The following is a 22,306-nucleotide window of genomic DNA, read 5'->3' as shown; positions in this document are numbered from 1 at the left end:
CGAGCATTGGTCGTGGACCACGGCGTTTCGGTTCAAGGCCGAAACGCCTGATCTTCAAGCCGCCTCGACGAAGCTGTGGCGCTCATAGAGGAATTCGAGCACGCGCTGCCGGCACTTCAGATAGCCGGGGTTGTTCGCGAGCTCGAGCCGCTTGCGCGGACGCACCAAGGGCACCTCGAGCACCTCGCCGATCCGTGCGCTCGGACCGTTGGTCATCATGACGATGCGGTCCGACAGCAGCACGGCTTCGTCGACGTCGTGGGTGATCATCAGGATGGTGTTGCCGAGCTTTTGATGCAGCGCCATCACCGAATCCTGCAGATGCGCCCGGGTCAGCGCGTCGAGCGCGCCGAACGGCTCGTCGAGCAGCAGCACCTTCGGCTCCATGGCGAGCGCACGCGCGATGCCGACGCGCTGCTTCATGCCGCCCGAAATCTCGCTCGGCCGCTTGTCCTTGGCATGCGCCATCTGCACCAGGTTGAGATTGTGCATCACCCAGGCGTCGCGCTCCGCCCTGCTCTTGGTCTTGGCAAACACCTTGTCGACGCCGAGCTTGACGTTCTCGTAGACGGTCAGCCACGGCAGCAGGCTGTGGTTCTGGAACACCACGGCCCGGTCGGGCCCCGGTGAATTGACCTCGCGGTTCTCCAGCAGCACGCAGCCATTGGTGGTGCCGGTGAGGCCGGCGACGATGTTGAGCAAGGTCGACTTGCCGCAGCCGGAATGGCCGATGATCGAGACGTATTCACCCTTCTGGATCGTCAGGTTGATGTCCTTCAGAACCTCCGTGGTGGCGCTGCCGCGGGTAAAAATCTTGTCGATGTGGTCGAGCTTCAGATAGGCCTGCATGACTTGTCCCCTCAGTTCGCAGCCGTGCCGCGGGTCACGATCTTGCCCAATCCCGCGATCAGGCGGTCGAGCACAAAGCCGATGATGCCGACATAGAACAGCGCCAGGATGATTTCGCTGATGTGCGAGGAATTCCACGCATCCCAGATGAAGAAGCCGATGCCGACGCCGCCGATCAGCATCTCGGCGGCGACGATCGCGAGCCATGACAGGCCGATGCCGATGCGCAAGCCGGTGAACATGTAGGGCGCGGCCGCCGGGATCATGATCTTGGCGAAGAACTCCAGCGGATTGAGCTGCACCACGGCGGCGACGTTGCGGTAGTCCTGCGGGATATTGCGGATGCCGACCGCAGTGTTGATGATGATCGGCCACACCGAGGTGATGAAGATGACGAAGATCGCCGAGGGCTGGCCGTCGCGGAATGCGGCGAGCGACAGCGGCAGCCACGCGAGCGGCGGGATCGTGCGCAGTACCTGGAACAGCGGATCGAGCCCGCGCATCGCCCAGACCGACTGGCCGACCAGCGTGCCGAGCGCGATGCCCGCGATCGCCGCCAGCGAATAGCCCAGCGCGACGCGCTGCAGGCTCGCCGACAGGTGCCAGAACAGACCCTTGTCGATGCCGCCGTGATCGAAGAACGGATCGAGGATCAGCTCCTTGGTATCCTTGAACACGCGCGAGGGCGGCGGCAGGGCCGAGCCGGCGCGGCGGCACACCAGCTCCCAGACGAGCAGCAGCAGCGCGAGTACGATCAGCGGCGGCACGACGCGCACTGCCGCCTCCTTCGCCATCTTGGCATATGTCTCGGCACGCGGCGGCCGCTTGGGCGTCATCGTCACCACCGGCGCCGCGGTTGCGGCAGCCGGAACGATCGCTGCGGTGAGTTCGGTCTTCATGGCAGGCATTGACATCGACAAAGTATCTCCGTGGTCAAATGGGTGGGCCGCGCGCGAGGGGCGCGCAGCCCTGCTCAAATCAGACGTCCACGCGCTTGATCGACAGCGACTTGAGGTATGCGGCCGGATTTTCCGGATCGAACACCTTGCCGTCGAAGAAGGTCTCCTTGCCGCGCGAGGTCGAGGTTGGAATCTCGGATGCGGGCACGCCGAGATCCTTGGCGGCGGCACGCCAGATGTCCTCGCGGTTGACCTTGCCGATCAGGCCCTTGGTATCGAATCCCGCTTCGAACTTGCCCCAGCGAATGTCTTCGGTGAGGAACCAGAGCTCGTGGCTCTGGAACGGATATGACGCGAAATCGCGCCAGTACTTCATGATGTGCGGTGAATTCTCGACCACCTTGCCGATGCCGTAGTCGAACTTGCCCGCAGTGCGGTCATAGACGTCCTCGACCGGGCAGTTGATCCACTGCCGCTTGGCCATGATCGCCGCGAGCTCCTGCTTGTTCTCGGCCTTGTCGGCCCATTGCTGGGCTTCCATCACCGCCATCAGGATGGCCTTCGCCGCGTTCGGATATTTGTCGACCCAGGCGGCGCGCATCGCGAACGACTTCTCCGGATGCTTGTTCCAGATCTCGCCGGTATTGACCGCGGTGTAGCCGATGTCCTGGTGGATCAGCTGCAGATTCCAGGGCTCGCCGACACAGAAGCAGTCCATGGTGCCGACCTTCATGTTGGCGACCATCTGCGGCGGCGGCACCACGATGGTCTCGATATCCTTGTCGGGATCGATGCCGCCTGCGGCCAGCCAATAGCGTATCCACAGATCATGGGTGCCGCCCGGGAAGGTCATCGCGGCCTTCACCGCCTTGCCCGACGCCTTCTTCTTTTCCAGCGCCGTCTTGAACGGCGATGCGTCGGTCGAGAGCTTGAGGTCGGCATATTCCTTTGCGACCGAGATGCACTGCGCATCGAGATTGAGCCGCGCCATGATGTACATCGGCGTCGGCTGGTTGTTCTGCGTCACCTTGCCGGCCGAGATCAGATACGGCATCGGGGTCAGGATATGCGCGCCGTCGATGCCGTTGCCCTCGGAGCCGAGCACGAGATTGTCGCGCGTGGTGCCCCATGAGGCCTGCTTCTGCACGTCGACATCGGGCACGCCATACTTGGCGAACAAGCCCTTGTCCTTGGCGACGAACAGCGGACCGGCGTCGCTCAGCGCAATGAATCCGAGCTTGGCGCCCTTCACCTCGGGGCCTGCACCTTGCGCGAATGCACCGGCGGGAAAGTTGAGCCTGGCTGCAGCGAGCAGCGCGGCGGCGCCACTGCTCGCCTTCAGGAGCTGACGGCGGCTGAGGCCACGGCCTGAGGGCTTATTGGTGGGCTTGGTCATCGGTCGTCCTTTGCGTCGTTGCGTTGCGGTGTTGCGTCTTTGCGTCGAGCGCCCTCCTTCGGGTGGCGACGCGCGCAGGGCGCAAAAGGGCATGCACCGGGGAGGCCCCGGTCTGGCGGCGTCAGAAATCCGATGGGGTGGCCTCGAGGGACGGCTTCAATGGCGTCGGCACCGACTATTCAAGCCTTGTGCCAAGCTACCGCAGTGCAAAAATTGATTTTATTGCAAAGTCTTGCGCAACATGTCGCAGCGCGCGCGAACTTTCCGCGCGCTCCCAAAATTTGCGATTCGCTCAATTCTTGTGCGACGCACAAGAATTGAGCAGACGGCTTCGACGATAGCGATCAGGCGTCCTCGGCGACCTTGGTGCCGAGCGGCGCGGGCGCCATTCCGCCACCGGGTTTCACATGGAATTCGTAGCTCATCAGATGCCACGGACCATCCGAGCGCTGGCCATCGGGCATGTCAGGATCGGTACGCCGTTCAACCTTGGCGATCAGCTCGTCCTTCACGCCGAACACGACGTCGGAGTCGATATATTTGTCGCCTTCCATGAATACGTGCGTGATCAGCGGCTCATGGCCCTTGGCATTGACCAGGAAGTGCACATGCGCCGGCCGCATCGGGTGACGGTTGGTCTGCGTGATCATCTGCCCGACCGGACCGTCGGTCGGAATCGGATAGCTGCACGGCACGATGGTGCGGAAGAAGAAGCGGCCGTCGGCATCGGTGACGAAGCGCGCCCGCGACGACGGGCCTTCGGTGGCATAGCTCGGCTTCTGCGAGTCGTAGAATCCGTCGTCGTCCGCGTGCCAGACATCGACCGGCACATTGACCAGCGGCTTGCCCGTGAGGTCGGTGACGCGGCTCTGCACGAACATGCGCTCGCCGGGCAGGCTTGCCGAGATATCGGTGCCATGCGGCGCCACCTTGTGCTCGCCGACATAGAACGGGCCGAGCACGGTGGTCTCGGTCGCGCCGTCGCGATCGCGGTGGTTGACCGCATCGACCAGCATCGACACGCCGAGCACGTCGGACAGCAAGATGAACTCCTGGCGGATGTCGGTGCACTTCTGTCCGGTGCGGGTCAGGAAGCCGATCGCGTGGTCCCACTCCTCGAAGGTGAGATCGGTCCTGCGCACATAATCGTGCAGCGACTTCACCAGTTCCTGCAACAGGAACTTGGCCCGCGGATCGGGCGTCTGGTCGAAGCTGCGGATGACGGCGGTGGTGAGCTCGGTCTCGTTGAACTGGGTCATCTCGGCGTTTCCCTTGAGCCCCCTTCGGGGTGCGATTGCAAGGGCGAGCGTACACCACCGCCCCTGTGGCGGTAAGCAGCGGCGGATTGGTGAAACGGACACTTTTCGGCTATCAAGACGGCCTTGCCAGCCGGAGAAATGCCCGATGTTAGCCCCCACGCCTGCCTCGCCCGAATCGGCGGGAATGTCGACCACTGCCCTCAACCGTCTCGAAGCGCATCTGAAGAGCCGCTACATCGACGGCGGCCGCTTTCCCGGCACCCAGCTCCTGATCTACCGGCGCGGCAAGATCGTGCATTCCACGGTGCAGGGCTTTGCCGATCTCGAGCGCAAGGTACCGGTCAAGGACGACACCATCTTCCGCATCTATTCGATGACCAAGCCGATCACGTCGGTCGCCTTCATGATGCTGGTCGAGGAAGGCAAGGTCGCGATCGACGAGCCGGTCGCCAAATACATTCCGGAGTGGAAGAATCTCGGCGTGTTCGTCGCCGGCACCGCGCCCGCCTTCCTGACCCGCCCACTGAGCCGGCCGATGCTGATCGTCGACCTCTTGCGGCACACTTCGGGCCTCACCTACGGCTTCCAGCAGCGCTCCAATGTGGACGCGGCCTATCGCGAGAAGAAGATCGGCGAGATCATCAAGGCCGGCACGCTCGACAGCATGATCGAGGATCTGGCGAAAATCCCGCTGGAGTTCTCGCCGGGTGAAGCCTGGAATTATTCGGTCGCCACCGACGTGCTCGGCTATCTCGTCGGCAAGATCTCAGGGATACCGTTCGAGCAGTTCCTGAAGGAGCGCATCTTCAAGCCGCTCGGCATGAACGACACCGACTTCTTCGTGCCGGCCGACAAGGTGCACCGCTTCGCCGCCTGCTACTCGGCCGACCCGCAGGGCGGCCACGCCACCGAGCGCAAGGGCACGCTGACGCTCCAGGACGACCCGGCCGCCAGCTCGTTCCTGTCACCGCCCTCGCTAATCTCGGGCGGCGGCGGGCTGTGCTCGACCGCCTCAAACTATCTCACCTTCTGCCGCGCCCTGCTCAACGGCGGCGAGCTCGGCGGGGTCAGGCTGCTCGGCCCGAAGACGCTGAAGCTGATGGCCTCCAACCATCTGCCCGGCGGCGTCGACCTGCCGGCGATGTCGCGCTCGCTGTTCTCCGAAGCCGCCTATGACGGCATCGGCTTCGGCCTCGGCTTCGCCGTCACGATGCATCCGGCGCAGACGCTGATCGCGGGCAGCCCGGGCGAATTCAACTGGGGCGGCGCCGCGACGACGTCGTTCTTCATCGACCCGGCAGAAGAGCTGATCACGATCTTCATGACCCAGGTGCTGCCATCGAGCGCCTATCCGCTGCGCCGCGAGCTGCGCACCATGGTCTACGCCGCGATCACCGAGAGCAATCTCTGAACCAGCGCTTTTCCGCGGCGCACACCCCTCGTTTGAGCATGATCCTTTCGGAAAACCGCTTCACACTTTTCCGGATCATGCTCTAAGCGCCGCGGAACCTTTCCAATCACCAGCTATTTCGTTTGGCGGACTTTTCCCGCTTCCCCTAAGCTCCCAGCAGATGGGCACCGACTCGGGGACTTCGTGCCGAAACTGACATTGCCAGTGCGTCTCGTGCTCCTGGTCGCGGGAACGATGTTGCCGCTGATCGTTTTCGCGGTCGGCATAGTGTTCCACAATTACCAGCAGGACCGCCAGGCCGCCACGCAGCGCGTGCTCGAGACCGCGCGCAACATCCGCCTGCTGCTCGATGCGGAAATGCAGCGCATGACCGGCGGGCTGCAGGTGCTGGCGCTGACCAATTCGCTGCGCAACAGCGACTTCGACAATTTCCGCCGCGTCGCGGCCGGCTTCATCGACCAGTACGGCAAGGACGGCGTGGTGCTGGTGGCCGACCGCAGCGGACGCCAGGTGTTCTCCTCGCTGACGGCGGATACGGCGAGCCTGCTGCCGCGCAACAATCTCGAGATCCTCGTCAAGGTGTTTGCGACAAGGCAGCCGCAATATTCTAACCTGTTCTTCGGCGCGGTGAAGCAGCGCCTGATCATCACCGTCGAGGTGCCGGTGATGCGCGACGGCGAGGTGCTCTACGACATCTCGTTCAGCCCGCCGATCGAGGTCTTCCAGGCCATCATCGAGAAGCAGCGCCTCAACCAGGACTGGACCATCTCGATCTTCGACAGCGACGGCGTCAACCTGGCCCGCGTGCCAAATCCGCAGGCGACGATCGGGCAGCGCGCCGCGCCGTCGCTGTTCGCCGAGATGTTCCGCCGTAGCGAGGCGACGCTGCCGACCGTCTCGCTCGAAGGCGTCGCGCTGATCACCGGCTTCACGCGGTCGCGCGTCACCGGCTGGACCGTCGCCGCGGGCATAGCCGAGAACTCGCTGGTGGCGCCGCTGTGGCGCTCGCTTGCGATCACCAGCGTGATCGGCGGCGTGCTGTTGCTGGTCGGCCTCGGCTTCGCGGTGCGGATGGCGACCACGATCGCGCGCGCCGAGATGCTGCACGATCTCCTGATCGAGGAGCTCAACCACCGCGTCAAGAACACGCTGGCGATCCTGCAATCGATCGCCACGCAGACCTTTCGCAGCGCGAGCCGCGCCGAGCGCGACAAGTTCGAGGGACGGCTCGGCGCGCTTGCCGAGGCGCACAACCTGCTCTCCACCGACAAATGGCAGGGCTCCGACCTGCAGGACGTGGTCAGCCGGGTGTTGCGGCCCTATCTGCTCAACGCCTCCGAGCGGGTCAAAATGTTCGGCCCACGTGTGCCGCTGTCGCCGCGGCTTGCCCTGGTGCTGTCGATGCTCCTGCACGAAATGGCGACCAACGCCGCCAAATATGGCGCGCTGTCCAACGACACCGGCACGGTGACGCTGGACTGGGAGATCCTGGAGGAAGGCGCCGGACCGAAGCTCCGGATGATCTGGACCGAGGCCGGCGGTCCGCCGGTCACCGCGCCGGTCCAGCGCGGCTTCGGCTCCCGGCTGATCGAGCGCAGCGCCCGCGACCAACTCGGCGGCGAAGCCACGGTGGATTTCCTGCCCCAGGGCGTCGTCTACACCGTGACCAGCTCCCTCGAACCCCGCGATTGACCCGATAATGGCGGCCAAGCCTGCGACATCTTGGCACGCAAGTTGCTAAGATAGGGCGGGTTCGGCCGGCCAGAAACAGGGGGAAGTTCATGTCGACCATCGTAGCGGAAGCCAGTGTGGCACGAAAGCCGCTTTACACGTCACTGTTCGTGCAGGTGCTCGTCGCGCTGTTGCTTGGCATCATCATCGGCATGGCCGCGCCCGATTTCGCGATCGGGTTGAAGATCTTCAGCGATGCCTTCCTGAAGCTGATCTCGATGATCGTGGCGCCGATCGTGTTCTGCGTGGTGGTGCACGGCATCGCGGGCGCCGGCGACCTCAAGAAGGTCGGCCGCGTCGGCGTCAAGGCGCTGGTCTATTTCGAGGTGATGACGACGGTCGCGCTGGTGGTCGGGTTGATCCTGGCCTACCTGTTCGGGCCCGGTCACGGCATGAACATCGACACCTCGACGCTGGATCCCAAGGCGCTCGGCAACTATGCCAGCAACGCGCAGAAGCTGAAGGGCGAAGGCGTCGGCAGCTTCCTGCTCAACATCATCCCGACCACCTCGTTCGACGCGCTGTCGCGCAACGACGTGCTGCAGGTCCTGTTCTTCGCCATCATCTTCGGCGTCAGCCTGGCGCTGGCCGGCGGCGAGAAGGGCGAGAAGATCTCCTCCCTCATCGACGCGGTCTCGACCGTGCTGTTCCGCGCCATGGGCCTGATCGTGCGCATCGCGCCGATCGGCGTGCTCGGCGCCGTCGCCTACACGGTCGGCAAATACGGCGTCGGCTCGCTGAAGCAGCTGCTGTCGCTGGTGGCGCTGTTCTACGTCTCGGTCGCGATCTTCGTGCTCGGCGTGCTCGGCGGCGTGATGGCGCTCGCCGGCATCAACATCCTCAAATTCCTCGGCTACCTGCGCGAGGAGCTGACGATCGTGGTCGCCACCGCATCCTCCGACGCCGTGTTGCCGCAGATCATGCGCAAGCTGGAGCGCCTCGGCGTCAAGGATTCGGTGGTCGGCCTGGTGATCCCGACCGGCTAGTCCTTCAACCTCGATGCGTTCTCGATCTATCTGACGCTTGCGGTCGTGTTCATCGCGCAGGCGACCAACACGCCGCTGTCGTTCGGCGACCTGCTGCTGGTGCTCGGCGTGTCGCTGATCACCTCGAAGGGCGCGCATGGCGTGCCGGGCTCGGCGATCGTCATCCTGGCGGCGACGCTCAATGCGGTGCCGAGCATCCCGGCGATCGGCCTCGTGCTGGTGCTCTCGGTCGACTGGTTCATCGGCATGGCACGCGCGGTCGGCAATTTGATCGGCAACTGCGTCGCCACCGTCGTGGTCGCGGCATGGGAGGGTGACCTCGACCGTGACAAGGCCCGTCGCGTGCTTGAAGGCGCAGAGGCAGTCGACGTCACCGCCGGCTAGAGCATGATCCGGAAAAGTGTGTAGCGGTTTTCCGAAAAGATCATGCTCAAATCAAAGAGCCAGAGCGGGATGACTAAAAGTCATCGCGCTCGAGCACGGCACAGGACCGGCAGCGTCCCGCGCGTGGCGCGGGGCGCTGACCTACTTGACCAGCCTCAGATACGGCGGCAACTGCCGGGTCGCCGGTTCCGGCGCCGGCCCGTCCGACGCGATCATGTCACACAGGGCCTTCAACTCGGAATCGGTCACCTTGTGGAGCTCCATCCGGAGCTCGAGGATGGCAAGGGACAAAAGCCGCGCCGTCTCCGTATTGGTCCGGTCGGTCAGGAAGGCCTGACACTCTTCCAGGGTTGCGAGCAGCGCCAGCAACCGTTCTTCCGTATTTGCGACCGGCATATCTTCCACTCCCGAAGCCGCGAGGTAGAGTCGAGGCGTTCCCCTCTTCCGCTTCATTGGCCTCTCCCGCCAGAGTTCGCCGGCTTGTCGTAGGCGCACATTGGTTCCCGATGATCGAGAACTTTCAGGCAATTGTCCAGCAACATTCCGAAAGCCCGACTTGGACTTAGGTCAAACTTTTCGCCTGGCGGGCCATTCCGTCAAGCAACCGCCGCCCCGTCTGCGCGACCTCAGGGTGCACTAGCTGGGGTTGCATCCACGCAAAGACGCCCGTACAATATAGTTGCCCGTAGAACTACGGGCGCAGTGTACTGCCGCCCGGTAAGCATGCGTGCAAAATCTGTGGCGATCAAACTCGCGCTAGTTGTGGTTTGGTCAATATTTTGCCAAATGTAGAGGGCGGGGTGTCGAGAGACACCTAGGCACGGTCGACTTCAGGTAGTTGGCTGTGTCGGTAAAGGGTGCTTCCAATACGCATGCTTCCAACAAGGATGTGCGTTTGGATACCATCCCGCGATCTTCTTGGATTTTCGTGGTTCACGACGAACTGACGATCCACTCGAGCTTAACGCGGTACATCATGAACGTGTCCCTGACCCAGCCGGGCCAGGGATTCCCGATTGAAGGACGGGTCACAAGAATGAACAGATCAGCAGCAAAGAAGATGAAGCAGCGCAGCGCCGGCAAGCCAGACATCGAGTTGGGCAAGCGGATTCGCCTGCGCCGTGTCGAGCAGAAGATCTCGCAGGCCGAACTCGGCGACAAACTCGGCGTCAGCTTCCAGCAGGTGCAGAAGTACGAGAAGGGCGTGAACCGCGTCGGCGCCGCCCGCCTTCAGCAGATCGCGAGCGCGCTGGATGTGCCGGTCACCTTCTTCTACGACGGCGACAACAAGGCCCGCGAGGTCGAGAGCCTGCTGTTCCTCGACAGCGCGTTCAGCCTCCGGTTGCTGCGCGCCTACAGCAAGATCAAGGATCAAACCGTACAGCGCCAGCTGGTGTCGCTGATGGAATCGATCGCCGCCAACGAGGACTGAGCCGCGGGTCGGGTCGCGACGCCGCGAACGCGATCCACCACGCCGCATCGGCCGGTTGCCGGTCACCACGACCGCCATACGCCGGTCGGGCCGGGACATGACAAAGCGCTGCCATCGGCGATGGCGGCGCTTTTTCTTTTTGCCGACGCAGTCGGCTCAAGGATTTGTGATCGAGGCGAGCCTCTTCAGTCTCGCGTCCGAATGCGGGGTCATGAAGCGACGGCAAGCGCGGCGTCATGATCTCGCAACTCGACTTGAGCACGGTCTTCGCGCACACAGTTGCGTATCAGCGCAGGTCTTTCCGGCTCACGCTTTGACTGCACATCTCATGCAGCGCATGCACGCGCGACGCGCCGCCATTCTGCCGCGCGGCCAATTGTCGCCCGCACACAGCGCGACCTCACAACTCCCGCATTTCCTGCGTTGAACCGGCGTCCCTTAGAACCAAGTGCACAGTCTTTCTTGTCGCAGCAACGAAGTGGCCGCATGGACGTTTTCAGGCTTCAACCAAGGAGATCTCGATGAATATCAAGCTTGCTGTTATTGGACTGGCCGCGCTCGGAAGCGCAGCGCTGATGTCGGGTGCGGCGTCAGCGATGCCGAACGGGCTGCCGCAGGCCGGCCACATCGCAGGCGAAACGTCCAATGTCGACAAGGTCCGCCAGGTCTGCGATCGCTGGGGCCGCTGCACCTGGCAACCGGGCGGTTACGGCTACTACGGACCACGCCATCACGGATGGCATCATCGTCCGCACTACCACCATCGCCACCATCATCACGGGCCGCGGCATCATGGCGGCCATTACGGCGGCGGACACCGCGGCGGCGGGCATCACGGCGGACACCATCGCTAATCGTCAACGAGGGGGCTTCGGCCCCCTCTCCTTCCCCGTCACCCTGAGGTGCGAGTTCTTGCGAGCCTCGAAGGGTCGACGGCCCGACTCGGGCCGTGCATGCTTCGAGGCTCGCTCCGCGAGCACCTCCAGCGACAACGGCAAAGCCGTTGCGCGGGCATGACTGGTTGAAGATTGAGCGCGCCAGCGCGCTAAAGCGCCGCCAGTACCGCCTTCGCCACATCGGCCGTGCCATTGCTGCCGCCGAACTCGAACGGCTTGATGCCGTCGGCATAGACCCTGTCGACCGCGCGCTCGATCCGCTCTCCGGCTTCCGCAGCGCTCTCCAGACTGTGTTTGTCGGCGAGCCAGTCCAGCATCATCGCGGTCGAGAGGATCATCGCGGTCGGATTGGCCTTGCCCTGCCCCATGATGTCGGGCGCCGTGCCATGGCAAGGCTGAAACACCGCGTAGCGATCGCCGATGTCGGCCGACGGCGCCATGCCCATGCCGCCGATCAGGCCGGCGGTGAGGTCGGACAGGATGTCGCCGAACATGTTCTCGGTCACCATGACGTCGAAGTCCCAGGGACGCTTCACCAGCGCAGCCGCCGTCGCGTCGATGTAGAGGTGGTCAGCCCTGACGTCGGGATGACGCTTCGCCGTCTCGTCGAAGATGTTGCGGAAGAATGCGAACGCCTTGAACACGTTCGCCTTGTCGACGCAGGTCAGCCCGCCGCCGACGCGGCCGCGCGCCTTGCGGCGTTCGGCAAGCCGGAACGAGAACTCGAACAGCCGCTCGGAGGTCCGGCGCGTGATCACCATCGTCTCGCGCGCCTCGCTGTCGGTGACGACGCCCTTGCCCATCGAGGCGAACAGGCCCTCGGTGGATTCCCTGATCACGACGAGGTCGATGCCCTTCTGATCGGCGCCGACGATCGTGCTCGGCACGCCAGGGATCAATCGCGCCGGCCGCACACCGGCATAGAGATCGAAGATCATGCGCAGTTCGATCTGCGGCGCGATCTCGGTGTTGTCGGGGTAGCGCACCGACGGCAGGCCGCAGGCCCCGAGCAGGATCGCATCGGCCTCCTCGCACAGCCGGATCGTGCTCTCCGGCATCGACTTGCCGGTCTCCTTGTAATGACCGGCGCCGGCCGGCGCCTCGGTGAAGCGGAATTTGAGGCCGGCCGACGCCTCGATGCCGCGCAGCACCTCGAGCGCCGGCGCCATCACCTCGGGGCCGATGCCGTCGCCACCGAGAACTGCGATGTGAAGTGCGTCGTTGGCGGACATGGGGATTCCCTGATAGCTTCAGTTGTGAACCTCGTCATGCCCGGGCAGAAGCGCGAAGCGCGTCTTCGCGCTAGATGTCCCGGGCATCCACGTCTTAACCGCGCATCGGCAAGCAAGCCGTGGATGGCCGGGACAAGCCCGGCCATGACGCGAGATATGCCGTCTTACGGCGTCAGCACCGCGCGGCCGACGAGCTGGCCTTTCTGCAGATTGGTCAGCGCCTCATTCGCCTTCGCCAGCGGCATCGGCGTGACCGGGATCGCCGGAATCTTCTTGGTCCGCACCAGGTCGAGCAGCTCCTGCGTCTCGCGCAGATTGCCGACATAGCTGCCCTGGATGGTGACGGCCTTGATCGGGATCAGCGGCAGCGCCCAGGTCGCGCCGCCGCCGAACAGGCCGACGATCACGAGCTTGCCGCCCTTGGTCAGGCAGTCGAAGCCGAGCTGCGAGGTCTGGGCGTTGCCGACGAGATCGATCGCGGCGCGGATCGGCTGGCCGGCCTTCTTGACGAGCTGCTCCAGCGCGTCGGGCGCCTTGCCGTCGACGGTGGCGAGCGCGCCGGCGGCCTCGGCCGCCTCGCGCTTCCTGGCGTCGATATCGACCACGATCGCGCCCTTGCCGCCCATCGCTTTCAACAGCGAGAGCGCCATCAGGCCAAGACCGCCGGCGCCGAAAATCACGATCGGCGTGTCGAGATCCTTCTCGACCTTCTTCAGCGCGCTGTAGGTCGTGACGCCGGAGCAGGCGTAGGGCGCCGCCGTGACCGGATCGAGTCCGTTCAGGTTGAGCAGATATTTCGGATGCGGCACGGTCATGTGATCGGCGTAGCCGCCGTCGCAGTAGACGCCGAGCGCATTCGGCTTGATCGCGCACATGTTCTCGTCGCCACCGAGGCAGGTCGGGCATTTGCCGCAGCCGAGCCAGGGATAGGCCAGCGCGACATCGCCGAGCTTGAGACCGCCCTTGTCGGCATCCTTGACGTCGGGCCCGAAGGCTATGATTTCGCCGACCGTCTCGTGGCCCATCGTGCGCGGCAACGAGACGCCGCGATCCTTCAGCGACAGCGGCTTGCGGCCATGGCCAAGATCATAACCGCCTTCCCAGATATGCAGGTCGCTGTGGCAGACACCGGCGGCCTTGACCTTGATCAGCACCTGCGTGCCCGACGGCTGCGGCGTCGGCTGATCAACCTCTTTCAAGGGGGCGTTGAAATCGACGACCTGGAAACTCTTCATCGCTGCTCTCCCGAAGCTTGTTCTTGCGGCGGACCTTGCCACGCCTGCCCGCCGGGGACAAACGCGGTGTTGGTCTCCCCATATTTAGATCAAGGGATGATGGCAAGCCGCGAACTGGCCGGGCGCAACCGTGCGCAGTTCCGGCACCTCGCTGGCGCAGCGCGCATCGGCCCGCGGGCAGCGGGTGCGGAAGCGGCAGCCGGACGGCGGCGCGATCGGCGACGGCGGCTCGCCGACCGGCACGCTCCGGGTCGGACGGACATCCGGATCGGGCACCGGGATCGCTTCGATGAGCAGCGCGGTATAGGGATGCGCCGGCTGTGCAAACAGCTGTTCCGACGGACCGACCTCGCAGAGCCGGCCGAGATACATCACCGCGACGCGATCTGAGACCGCCTTCACCACCGCGAGATCGTGAGCGATGAACAGCAGGGTCAGGCCGTAACGCGCCTTCATCTCCTCCAGCAGATTGAGGATCTGCGCACGGATCGAGACGTCGAGCGCGGACACCGGCTCGTCGCAGATCACGAATTCCGGATTGAGCACCAGCGAGCGGGCAATGCAGATGCGCTGGCACTGTCCGCCGGAGAATTCATGCGGCAGCCGTCCGCTCACCAGCGCCGGATCGAGGCCGACCGCCGACAGCACCTCGTTGACGCGGCGCCCTCGTTCCTCGGGATCCTTGACGCCCGCGATCACCAGCGGCTCGGCGACGATATCGCCGATCCGCCGCCGCGGATTGAGGGAAGCGATCGGGTCCTGGAAGATCAGCTGCACGCGCCGGCGCATCATGCGCAGCGCCTCGCCGCGCAGGGCGGTGAGATCGTGGCCGTCGAACAGCACCTTGCCGGAAACGGCCTGGCGCAATTGCAGCACGGCGCGGCCGAGCGTGGACTTGCCGCAGCCGGATTCACCGACCAGCCCCAGCGTCTCGCCACGGGCGATTTCGAGGCTGACGTCGGACACGGCATGGATGATCTTGCCCCCCACCGAATATTCGACGACGAGGTTTTCCACCTTCATCAGCGGATCGGATGCGGCCTGCTGCATCATGCGCCGACCCCCGCCGCGATCGGATGGAAGCAGGCATAGAGATGGTCTGATGTCTCCGCCGCGCAGAGCGGCGGCTTCTCGGTGCCGCAGCGCCCGGCGGAATAGCGGCAGCGCGGCGAGAACGAGCAGCCCTTGAGCGGCCGGGTTGGGTCGGGCGGCCGCCCCGAAATCGCCGGCAGCGGCGTATGCGGCGGGACGTCGAGCTTTGGCAACGCGGCGAGCAGCGCCTCGGTGTAGGGCATCCGCATCTGCTTGAACAGGGCAGGTGTCGGCGCGCGCTCGACGACGCGCCCGGCATACATCACCGCGACCTCGTCGGTGCGGCCGGCGACCACGCCGAGGTCGTGCGTGATGATGATCATCGCCATATGACGGCGCTGCTGCTCGCGTGCGAGGAGATCGAGGATCTGCGCCTGGATCGTGACGTCGAGCGCGGTGGTCGGCTCATCGGCGATCAGGAGTTTTGGTTCGCAGGACAGCGCAACTGCGATCGCCACACGCTGGCGCATGCCGCCGGAGAGCTGATGCGGATATTGCGTCAGGCGTTGCTCAGGTGCCGGAATGCCGACGGCGGCCAGCAGCTCGATGCTGCGCTGCCTCGCCCCGGCAAGATCGAGCTCGAGATGTTCCACAATGGTCTCGATCAGCTGGGTGCCGATGGTCAGCACCGGATTGAGCGAGGTCATGGGATCCTGGAACACCACTGCGAGCGAGCGGCCGCGCAGCTTGCGCAGTTTCTCCGGCGACAGTCTTGTCAGGTCCTGCCCGTCGAACATCACCCGGCCGGACAATTTCGCCTTCTTGGGCAGCAGTTGCAGGACGGCGCGCGACAGCATGGTCTTGCCGCAGCCGGACTCGCCGACAATGCCGAGCGTCCTGCCCGCACCGACAGAGAGATCGACGTGATCGACCGCCCGCAGATTGCCGCGCGGCGTCGGCAGATCGACCACCGCGTTCTCGACCGAAAGCAGCGTGCCACTCATAGCGCACCCTGCCTGGGGTCGGTCAGCGCGCGGATGGTGTCGCCGATCAGGTTGAAGGAGAGCACGGTCAGGAACATCGCAATCGCCGGAATGAAGGCGAGCCGCGGCGCCACGTCGAGGCTTTCACGGCCCTCCCCGATCATGCTGCCCCAGCTCGAGATCGGCGGCGGCACGCCGAGGCCGAGGAAGGACAGCGCGCCCTCGACCACGATGGTGACGGCGACGCCGAGCAGGAAGAAGGCGAGCAGCGGCAGTAGCACATTCGGCAGCAATTCGCGCAGCAGGATGCGCGCATGCGTAGCGCCGAGTGCCTGTGCCGCGATGACGAATTCGCGCCGCGCCAGCGTCAGGGTCGACGCTCGCGCCACCCGCATGAAGGCGGGAATGCCGAGCACGCCGAGGATGCAGGTCAGGTTGAAGATCGACTGGCCGAGATAGGCGGTCACCGCCAGCGCCAGGATCAGGGGCGGAAACGCCAGCAGCACGTCCATGCTGCCGACCACGATGGATTCGAAGCGGCCGCGGAAATAGCCGGCCAGCATGCCGAGCGCGCCGCCGATGGTGACCCCGATCACCGGCGCACAGAGCCCGACGATCAGCGAGATCCGCGCGCCATAGATCAGCCGCGACAGCTCGTCACGGCCGAGACCGTCGGTGCCGAGCCAATGCTCGGCCGAAAACGGCGCTCGCCGCTCCAGCATGTCCATGTCGGTCGGGCTCGGCAACGGCAGCACATCGGCAAGGATCGCGACCGCGAACACCAGCACCATCCAGCCGATCGCGATCCAGAACAGCGTGCCGAGCCGGCGTTTGCGCCGTGCCGGGGCCGCGGTGGTCTCGTCGAGGCTGAGCTCAAGCGTGGCCATGGCGGATCCTCGGGTCGAGCACGGCGTAGAGCAGGTCGACGATGAAGTTCATGATGACGAAGCCGGCGGCGACCAGCAGCACCACGCCCTGCAGGATGATGAGGTCGCGGGTATAGATCGCGCCGACCAAGAGGCGGCCGATCCCGGGCAAGGCGAAGATCGTCTCGACGATCACGGCGCCGCCGATCAGGCGGCCGATATTGATGCCGGTGATGGTGACGAGCGTCAGCGACGACGGCTTCAGCGCATGCACGAACAGGATGCGCGACGGCTTCAGGCCTTTCGCCTTCGCGAGCGCGATATAATCCTCCTGCAGCGCCGCGATCATGTCGGAGCGCAGCACGCGCATGATGCCCGGCCACTCCGCAAGCGCGAGCGTCAGCGCCGGCAGCACCATGAAGCGCAGATTGGCGAGCGGATCCTCGGCGAACGGCACGTAGCCGGTCGCCGGCAGCCAGCGCAGCTCGACCGCGAACAAATAGATCAAGAGGATCGCGGACAGGAAGGTCGGCACCGACAGCATGCCGAAGGCCGAGCCGGTCATCAGGCGGTCGAACGCGCTGCCGGCCTTGGCCGCGCAGGCGATCGCGAGCGGCACGCCGATCGCAAGCCCGATCAGTTCGGCCAGGATCATCAGTTCGAACGAGACCGGCAGACGCTCGCTGACCGCCTGCAGCACGGTCTGCCCGGTGCGGAACGAGCGCCCGAAATCACCTTGCAGGATGTGCCAGAGCCAGCCGAGATAGCGCAGCCAGATCGGCTGATCGAGCCCCATATCATGGCGCAGCGCCGCGACGTTCTCAGGCGTCGCCTGGTCGCCGAGGATCACGTAAGCGAGATCGCCCGGCAACAGCGACGCAATCACGAAGGTCAGCGCCGAGACCGCGATCAGCACCGGCACCAGGTACAGGAGCCGACGCGCGACGAAGAACAGCATGCAGCGCTATTCCTTCCAGGCGTAGGAGACGTCGAGCACCCCGTTGAACATTTTCGGCACGCCCTTCACCTTCGCGCTCGATATCGCATAAATAGGTGTTCTGGAAGGTCCAGAACCAGATCGCCTCCTTGTTGATCAGGCGGCTGATCGCGCAATAGTCCTCGGTACGCTGGGCGACGTCGGCCGTGGTTCGCGCATGCTCCAGCAGCCGATCGAGTTCCGGATTGGAGTAGTTCGCCAGCGCCACTGGGCTGCCGGTGTGAAAATTGGCGTACATCTGCGGATCGGGATCGGCGAGATCGACGATGCGCCACGGCGTGAGCTGGAACTGGCGCATGAAGGCGCGCGGCGGAATGGTCGCCTGATCGACCTGCTCGATCTCCATGTTGGCGCCTACGCGCTTCCAGAATTGCTGCAGGACCTGACCGCCCGTGCGGCCGCGCGGCGTCGCCGAGACCAGCATCTTGAACTCGACCGGTTTGCCGTAGTCCTTGATGAGCGCCTTGGCCTTTTCGACATCGAAGGGCAATGCGCCGTCATCCTTGCACTTCACCCAAGAACCGTCGCCGTAGGGATTGCTGGCCGGTCGCGCCAGGCCATTGGTAATCGCTTGCGACATCTTGTTGCGGTCGAGCGCCATCACCAGCGCCTGGCGCACGCGCACGTCGTCGAACGGCGGGACCTTGGTGTTGAAGGCAGCGACTGAAGCCCCCGAGCCTTGATAGGTATGCACGGTTAGACTCGCGTCCTTGCGCGCCTTGATAATGTTGTCGGCGTCGGCCTCGTCGTCCCAGATGATGTCGGCCTCACCCGATTGCAGCGAGGCAAAACGCGACTGTGCATCCGGCAGCGGCTTCAGGATGATGCGGTCGAGATAGGGCTTGCCCTTGTCCCAATAGTCCGAGTTCTTCTCGAGCACCATGCGATCGCCGGCGGTCCAGGATTTCAGGATGTAGGGGCCGGTGCCGACCGGATTGCGGTTGTAGTCGTCGCCCTTGGTCTTCCAGGCGGTCGGCGACTGCATCACGTTGTTGGAGCTCTGGATCGACTGGGTCGCCGGAAAGTTCACCGACGGATCGCTGAAATTGTAGACCACCGTGAGGTCATCGACCGTCTGCACACTGATGATGCTCGTGATGTAGAAGGCGCAGCGGCACTTGTTGGCGGGGTCCTTCTGACGGTCGAAGTTCTCCTTCACCGCCTGCGCGTTGAACGGCGTGCCGTCGTGGAATTTGACGCCTGGCCGCAGCTTGATGGTCCAGGTCTTGAAGTCGTCGGAATGCGTCCACGACAACGCGAGCTTCGGTATCGGCTCGCCCTTGTCGTCGAGCGTGGTCAGTGTGTCGAAGATCGCGGCCGCCGCGGTGTTGGCCGAGGTGTCGTAGACGCCGACCTTGAGCGGGTCGAAGCCCGCAATGTCCAGCTCCTGGCCGACGTTGAGCGTGCCGCCCTGCTTCTGCGCGCTGGCGGGTACAGCGAATGTTGCCGCAGCTAATCCCGCCACAAGAAATATGCGCGCAACCGCGTGCGCGCGCCCGGCCAGCTTCATCGATGCTCCCTCCCAGGTGGGCGACGTCCGGTGTTCCGGATCGTCGTATGTTGCGCGGCAGCTTGTCCGGAATCGCCGCGCGCGACAAGACCGTAATACGGATGAAAAGCCGCAGGGAGATCACGATGCGATCACGCAAGACCGCATCATGATCTCATTGACTTGTTTGAGCATGACCTTTCGGAGAACCGGTATCCACTTTGCGCTAACGCGGCCCTCCGGGTCCGGATCATGCTCTAACTGCGCGCGGCTTTTGCCGGTTGCGCTGCGAAGCCTGCGATCTGATCGTCGGAGAGCCCGATCTCCTTCAAATAAGACAGCGTGTGCTCGCCGAGCGTCGACATCCGCTTGGCGGCGCCGACCGTCGCGCCCGACATGCGGAACGGCAGGTTGAGCACCTTGAAGGCGCCGCCGCCGTCCTCGACCTCGGCCAGCGCGCCGCGATGGGCGATTTGTGGATCGGCGAGCGCTTCGCGCACGGTGCGATAGGCCGACGACGGCACGCCATATTCATTGAGCGCAGCGAGGCAGGCCTGCGTGCTCACCGCGCGCGACCACGCCTCGACGCCCTCCATTAGGGCCGCCCAGTTGTCCCGCCGATCGGAATATCTGGCGAAGCGCGGATCGGAGACCCATTCGCCATGGCCGATCACCTGCATCAGGTTCTGGAACGTCTTCTCGCTGGCGATCGCCACCATGACGTAGCCGTCGGTGGTTTCGATCGGGCCGAACATCGGGCGCTGCGTTTGCTTCACCTCGAATTGTGACCACTGCAACTCGTTGAGGGTCAGGCTCAGCATCGATTCCAGCATCGAGACGTCGATATGCTGGCCCTTGCCGCTGGCGCTGCGCTGATAGAGCGCCGCCGAGATCGCGCCGAAGGCATAGACGCCTGTGAGCACATCGGCGTGATAGATGCCGCAATAGTCCGGCCGCGAGCGGCCCGGCTGATAGGCGAGATGCGCCATCTCATAACCCGAGGCGGCATGGATCACCGGCGCATAGGCCGGCAACTCCGCCGACGGGCCGGTCTGGCCGTAGCCGGAGATCGAGCAGTAGATCAGCTTCGGGTTGATGTCCCTTATCGAGGCATGGTCGAGCTTCAGCCGCCGCATCACGCCGGGGCGGAAATTCTCCACCAGCACGTCGGCGGTCGCGATCAGCCGGCGCACGGCCTCGACGCCGGAGGGCGACTTCAGGTCGAGCACAAGACTGTTCTTGCCGACATTGAGCTGACCGAACGCCGTCGAGCAATTGTTGCGCAGCGGCGGCCGCGTCCGCATCGTCTCGCCTTCGGCGGACTCGATCTTGATCACCTCCGCGCCCATGTCGGCGAGCATCCGCGTGCAATGAGGTCCGGCGATCGTGGTGGAAAAATCCAGCACCCGAAGGCCGTCGAAGCTCCGTGTCAAATTCCCCTCATCGTCAGCAGCTATTGTTGTGGCCAAGGCTTCCTCCACCGCGTGGTTCTCATTGTTCGGCGCCGCGCGACCCTAAAGTGAGCCGCCCTGACAGGAAAGCGTCTCGTCCAGACCGGACCCGCGGGCCGTCTTGCATTTTACTCAAAGGCAGATTGGACCCGATCTTGCATAGCCCTGTCACGGGCTAGAACGAGGGCGCTTGTTGAAGGTCTTATTCGTCACGACGGAGATGGACGATTTCGTCCGCGTGGGCGGGCTTGCCGCCGTTTCCGCTGCACTCCCCCGGGCGCTCCGCCCATGGAGCGATGTCAGGATCATGCTTCCCGGCTACCGGGACGTGGTCGAGCAATTCACTCACATTGAAATCGTTGGAAACTGCCCTGCGCTTGCCGAGATGCCGGCCTGCACGCTCGGGCGCGCATCGACCAAGGACGGCATGCCGGTCTACGTGCTGCTGTGCCCGCAACTGTACGACCGGCCGGGCAATCCCTACGGCGATGAGTCCGGCCGCGACTGGCCGGACAACGACATCCGCTTCGGCCGCTTTGCCTCCGCCGCTGCCGAACTTGCAGCCGGAACGCTGGACAAGAATTGGGCAGCCGACCTCGTTCACGCCAACGACTGGCAGGCCGCGCTCACACCGGCCTACCTCGCATGGCGTCAGCTGCGGATTCCGTCGATCCTGACCATCCACAATCTCGCCTATCAGGGCCTGTTTCCGAAGGACTCGCTGCGGCGGATCGGCGCACCGGAAAGCTCCTTCCACATCGACGGGCTGGAGTTCTACGACCAGTTGTCCTTCCTCAAGGGCGGTCTCGTCTACGCCTCGCATTTGACCACCGTCAGCGCGACCTATGCGAAGGAGATCACGACCGCGGAGCTCGGCTGCGGGCTGGAGGGCGTGCTGCGCGCCCGCTCCGACGCCGACCAGCTGACCGGCATCCTGAACGGCATCGACGAGAGCTGGGACCCGCGTCATTGCGCGCAGCTGGCGCAGCCGTTCGGCGCCGGCGACTGGAAGGGCAAGCAGGCCAACGCCGATTATGTCCGCCGGCAGTTCGGGCTTGCGGTCTCGCGCGGGCCGATCTTCGGCCTGGTTGCGCGGCTCGTGCATCAGAAGGGCGTCGACCTCGTGCTGTCGGCCGCCGATCAGATCATCGGGGATGGCGGCCAGATCGTCGTCACCGGCAGTGGCGAGCCTGCCCTCGAGGACGCGCTGGTCGCCGCACACCGGCGCCGGCCGGACGCGATCGGCGTTATCATCGGCTTCAACGACGCGCAGGCGCGCCGGATCTTCGCCGGCAGCGATTTCACCCTGATGCCGTCGCGCTTCGAGCCCTGCGGCCTCAGCCAGATGTATGCGCAGCGCTTTGGCTCGCTGCCGATCGGCCACCAGACCGGCGGCCTTGCCGAAACCATCGCCGACGGCGAGACCGGTTTCCTGTTCCCGCAGCCGTCGGCGGAATCTTTCCTCGGCGGGGTCAGGCGCGCCTTCGACGCCTATCGCGCCAAGGACCGCCTCAACGCCATGCGCTCCAGCGCAATGGCCAAGTCCTACAGCTGGGACCTGTCGGCCGCCTGCTACGGCGCGCTGTACAAGAGGCTGGTCATGCTGCGGGCGGCGGCGTAGGCCGCCCGCCTCGCAGGCCTGTGAAGGCCGGCCGCTCTGGGATCCCAGCGGCGAAGTAACAATCGCTTCATTGCAGCGAACCTTTCATGCGATCGCGTCGCCCCATGGCTGTACGACGACGCATGCGTGAAATTGCGAATGATGGACTTTTGGCCAA

At 64.6% G+C, this 22,306-nt stretch carries 18 protein-coding genes and 1 pseudogene; 6 read left to right on the top strand and 13 right to left on the bottom strand.

Going from position 1 to position 22,306, the window contains the following annotated elements:
• Positions 1–54: 54 nt before the first annotated feature.
• The 4 genes from HAP48_RS29885 to HAP48_RS29870 form a co-directional block, all read right to left on the bottom strand.
• Entirely contained in the window at positions 55–849 is a 795-nt protein-coding gene (locus HAP48_RS29885; RefSeq protein WP_166203396.1) for an ABC transporter ATP-binding protein, read from the bottom strand.
• 11 nt (positions 850–860) lie between these two features.
• The gene (ntrB, locus tag HAP48_RS29880) at positions 861–1,763 is read right to left on the bottom strand and encodes a nitrate ABC transporter permease (RefSeq protein WP_029078150.1); all 903 of its coding nucleotides are present in this window, start codon (positions 1,761–1,763) and stop codon (positions 861–863) included.
• A gap of 64 nt (positions 1,764–1,827) precedes the next feature.
• Complete coding sequence (locus HAP48_RS29875) at positions 1,828–3,144, bottom strand: CmpA/NrtA family ABC transporter substrate-binding protein (protein WP_166203394.1); 1,317 nt, start codon at positions 3,142–3,144, stop codon at positions 1,828–1,830.
• A gap of 344 nt (positions 3,145–3,488) precedes the next feature.
• Positions 3,489–4,403 (bottom strand): dioxygenase family protein, encoded by a 915-nt coding sequence (locus HAP48_RS29870; protein ID WP_166203392.1) that lies wholly within the window; start codon positions 4,401–4,403, stop codon positions 3,489–3,491.
• Between the two features lie 145 nt (positions 4,404–4,548).
• Between HAP48_RS29870 and HAP48_RS29865 the strand changes: the two genes are divergently transcribed.
• The 3 genes and pseudogenes from HAP48_RS29865 (at position 4,549) to HAP48_RS29855 (ending at position 8,915) form a co-directional block, all read left to right on the top strand.
• On the top strand, positions 4,549–5,814 hold the full coding sequence (locus HAP48_RS29865) for a serine hydrolase domain-containing protein (RefSeq protein WP_166203390.1): 1,266 nt from the start codon (positions 4,549–4,551) through the stop codon (positions 5,812–5,814).
• A gap of 234 nt (positions 5,815–6,048) precedes the next feature.
• Positions 6,049–7,506, top strand: coding sequence for a sensor histidine kinase (locus HAP48_RS29860; RefSeq protein WP_210292954.1), 1,458 nt, complete (start codon positions 6,049–6,051; stop codon positions 7,504–7,506).
• Between the two features lie 89 nt (positions 7,507–7,595).
• Positions 7,596–8,915, top strand: a pseudogene (locus tag HAP48_RS29855) (dicarboxylate/amino acid:cation symporter).
• Positions 8,916–9,056: 141 nt separating this feature from the next.
• Here HAP48_RS29855 and HAP48_RS29850 read toward each other — a convergent pair.
• Complete coding sequence (locus HAP48_RS29850) at positions 9,057–9,368, bottom strand: hypothetical protein (RefSeq protein WP_224496676.1); 312 nt, start codon at positions 9,366–9,368, stop codon at positions 9,057–9,059.
• Between the two features lie 583 nt (positions 9,369–9,951).
• On the opposite strand from HAP48_RS29850, the gene HAP48_RS29845 reads away from it, so the two are divergent.
• Together HAP48_RS29845 and HAP48_RS29840 are read left to right on the top strand one after the other, a co-directional pair.
• On the top strand, positions 9,952–10,347 hold the full coding sequence (locus HAP48_RS29845; protein ID WP_094194089.1) for a helix-turn-helix domain-containing protein: 396 nt from the start codon (positions 9,952–9,954) through the stop codon (positions 10,345–10,347).
• A 521-nt stretch (positions 10,348–10,868) separates the two neighbouring features.
• Positions 10,869–11,201 carry a hypothetical protein gene (locus tag HAP48_RS29840; RefSeq protein ID WP_166203386.1) on the top strand — a complete coding sequence of 111 codons (333 nt, stop codon included), beginning with the start codon at positions 10,869–10,871 and terminating at the stop codon, positions 11,199–11,201.
• 191 nt (positions 11,202–11,392) lie between these two features.
• On the opposite strand, the gene HAP48_RS29835 is transcribed toward HAP48_RS29840, so the two are convergent.
• From HAP48_RS29835 to HAP48_RS29800, 8 genes are all read right to left on the bottom strand, one after another.
• Positions 11,393–12,475, bottom strand: a complete 1,083-nt coding sequence (locus HAP48_RS29835) for an isocitrate/isopropylmalate dehydrogenase family protein (RefSeq protein ID WP_166203384.1) — start codon at positions 12,473–12,475, stop codon at positions 11,393–11,395.
• 164 nt (positions 12,476–12,639) lie between these two features.
• The gene (locus HAP48_RS29830) at positions 12,640–13,710 is read right to left on the bottom strand and encodes an alcohol dehydrogenase (protein ID WP_166203382.1); all 1,071 of its coding nucleotides are present in this window, start codon (positions 13,708–13,710) and stop codon (positions 12,640–12,642) included.
• A gap of 84 nt (positions 13,711–13,794) precedes the next feature.
• Entirely contained in the window at positions 13,795–14,763 is a 969-nt protein-coding gene (locus tag HAP48_RS29825) for an ABC transporter ATP-binding protein (protein ID WP_166203380.1), read from the bottom strand.
• Complete coding sequence (locus tag HAP48_RS29820) at positions 14,760–15,746, bottom strand: ABC transporter ATP-binding protein (RefSeq protein WP_166203378.1); 987 nt, start codon at positions 15,744–15,746, stop codon at positions 14,760–14,762. The genes HAP48_RS29825 and HAP48_RS29820 overlap by 4 nt, the downstream gene beginning before the upstream one ends.
• Positions 15,743–16,612 (bottom strand): ABC transporter permease, encoded by an 870-nt coding sequence (locus HAP48_RS29815; RefSeq protein ID WP_166203375.1) that lies wholly within the window; start codon positions 16,610–16,612, stop codon positions 15,743–15,745. Before HAP48_RS29815 ends, HAP48_RS29820 begins: the two co-directional genes overlap by 4 nt.
• Positions 16,599–17,507, bottom strand: a complete 909-nt coding sequence (locus HAP48_RS29810) for an ABC transporter permease (protein ID WP_234622381.1) — start codon at positions 17,505–17,507, stop codon at positions 16,599–16,601. Before HAP48_RS29810 ends, HAP48_RS29815 begins: the two co-directional genes overlap by 14 nt.
• Positions 17,413–19,098, bottom strand: a complete 1,686-nt coding sequence (locus tag HAP48_RS29805; protein ID WP_224496675.1) for an ABC transporter substrate-binding protein — start codon at positions 19,096–19,098, stop codon at positions 17,413–17,415. Before HAP48_RS29805 ends, HAP48_RS29810 begins: the two co-directional genes overlap by 95 nt.
• A gap of 236 nt (positions 19,099–19,334) precedes the next feature.
• Positions 19,335–20,510: a CaiB/BaiF CoA transferase family protein gene (locus HAP48_RS29800; RefSeq protein ID WP_175612235.1), complete on the bottom strand. Its 1,176-nt coding sequence runs from the start codon at positions 20,508–20,510 to the stop codon at positions 19,335–19,337.
• A gap of 211 nt (positions 20,511–20,721) precedes the next feature.
• Here HAP48_RS29800 and glgA point away from each other — a divergent pair, with 211 nt between their 5' ends.
• Positions 20,722–22,149, top strand: a complete 1,428-nt coding sequence (gene glgA, locus HAP48_RS29795) for a glycogen synthase GlgA (RefSeq protein ID WP_166203371.1) — start codon at positions 20,722–20,724, stop codon at positions 22,147–22,149.
• Positions 22,150–22,306 lie beyond the last annotated feature (157 nt).

The sequence above is a fragment of the Bradyrhizobium septentrionale genome, from assembly GCF_011516645.4.
GTDB classification, from domain to species: Bacteria; Pseudomonadota; Alphaproteobacteria; order Rhizobiales; family Xanthobacteraceae; genus Bradyrhizobium; species Bradyrhizobium septentrionale.
Note: the sequence above shows the minus strand (reverse complement) of the source record. Positions and strands in the feature narration are given on the sequence as shown.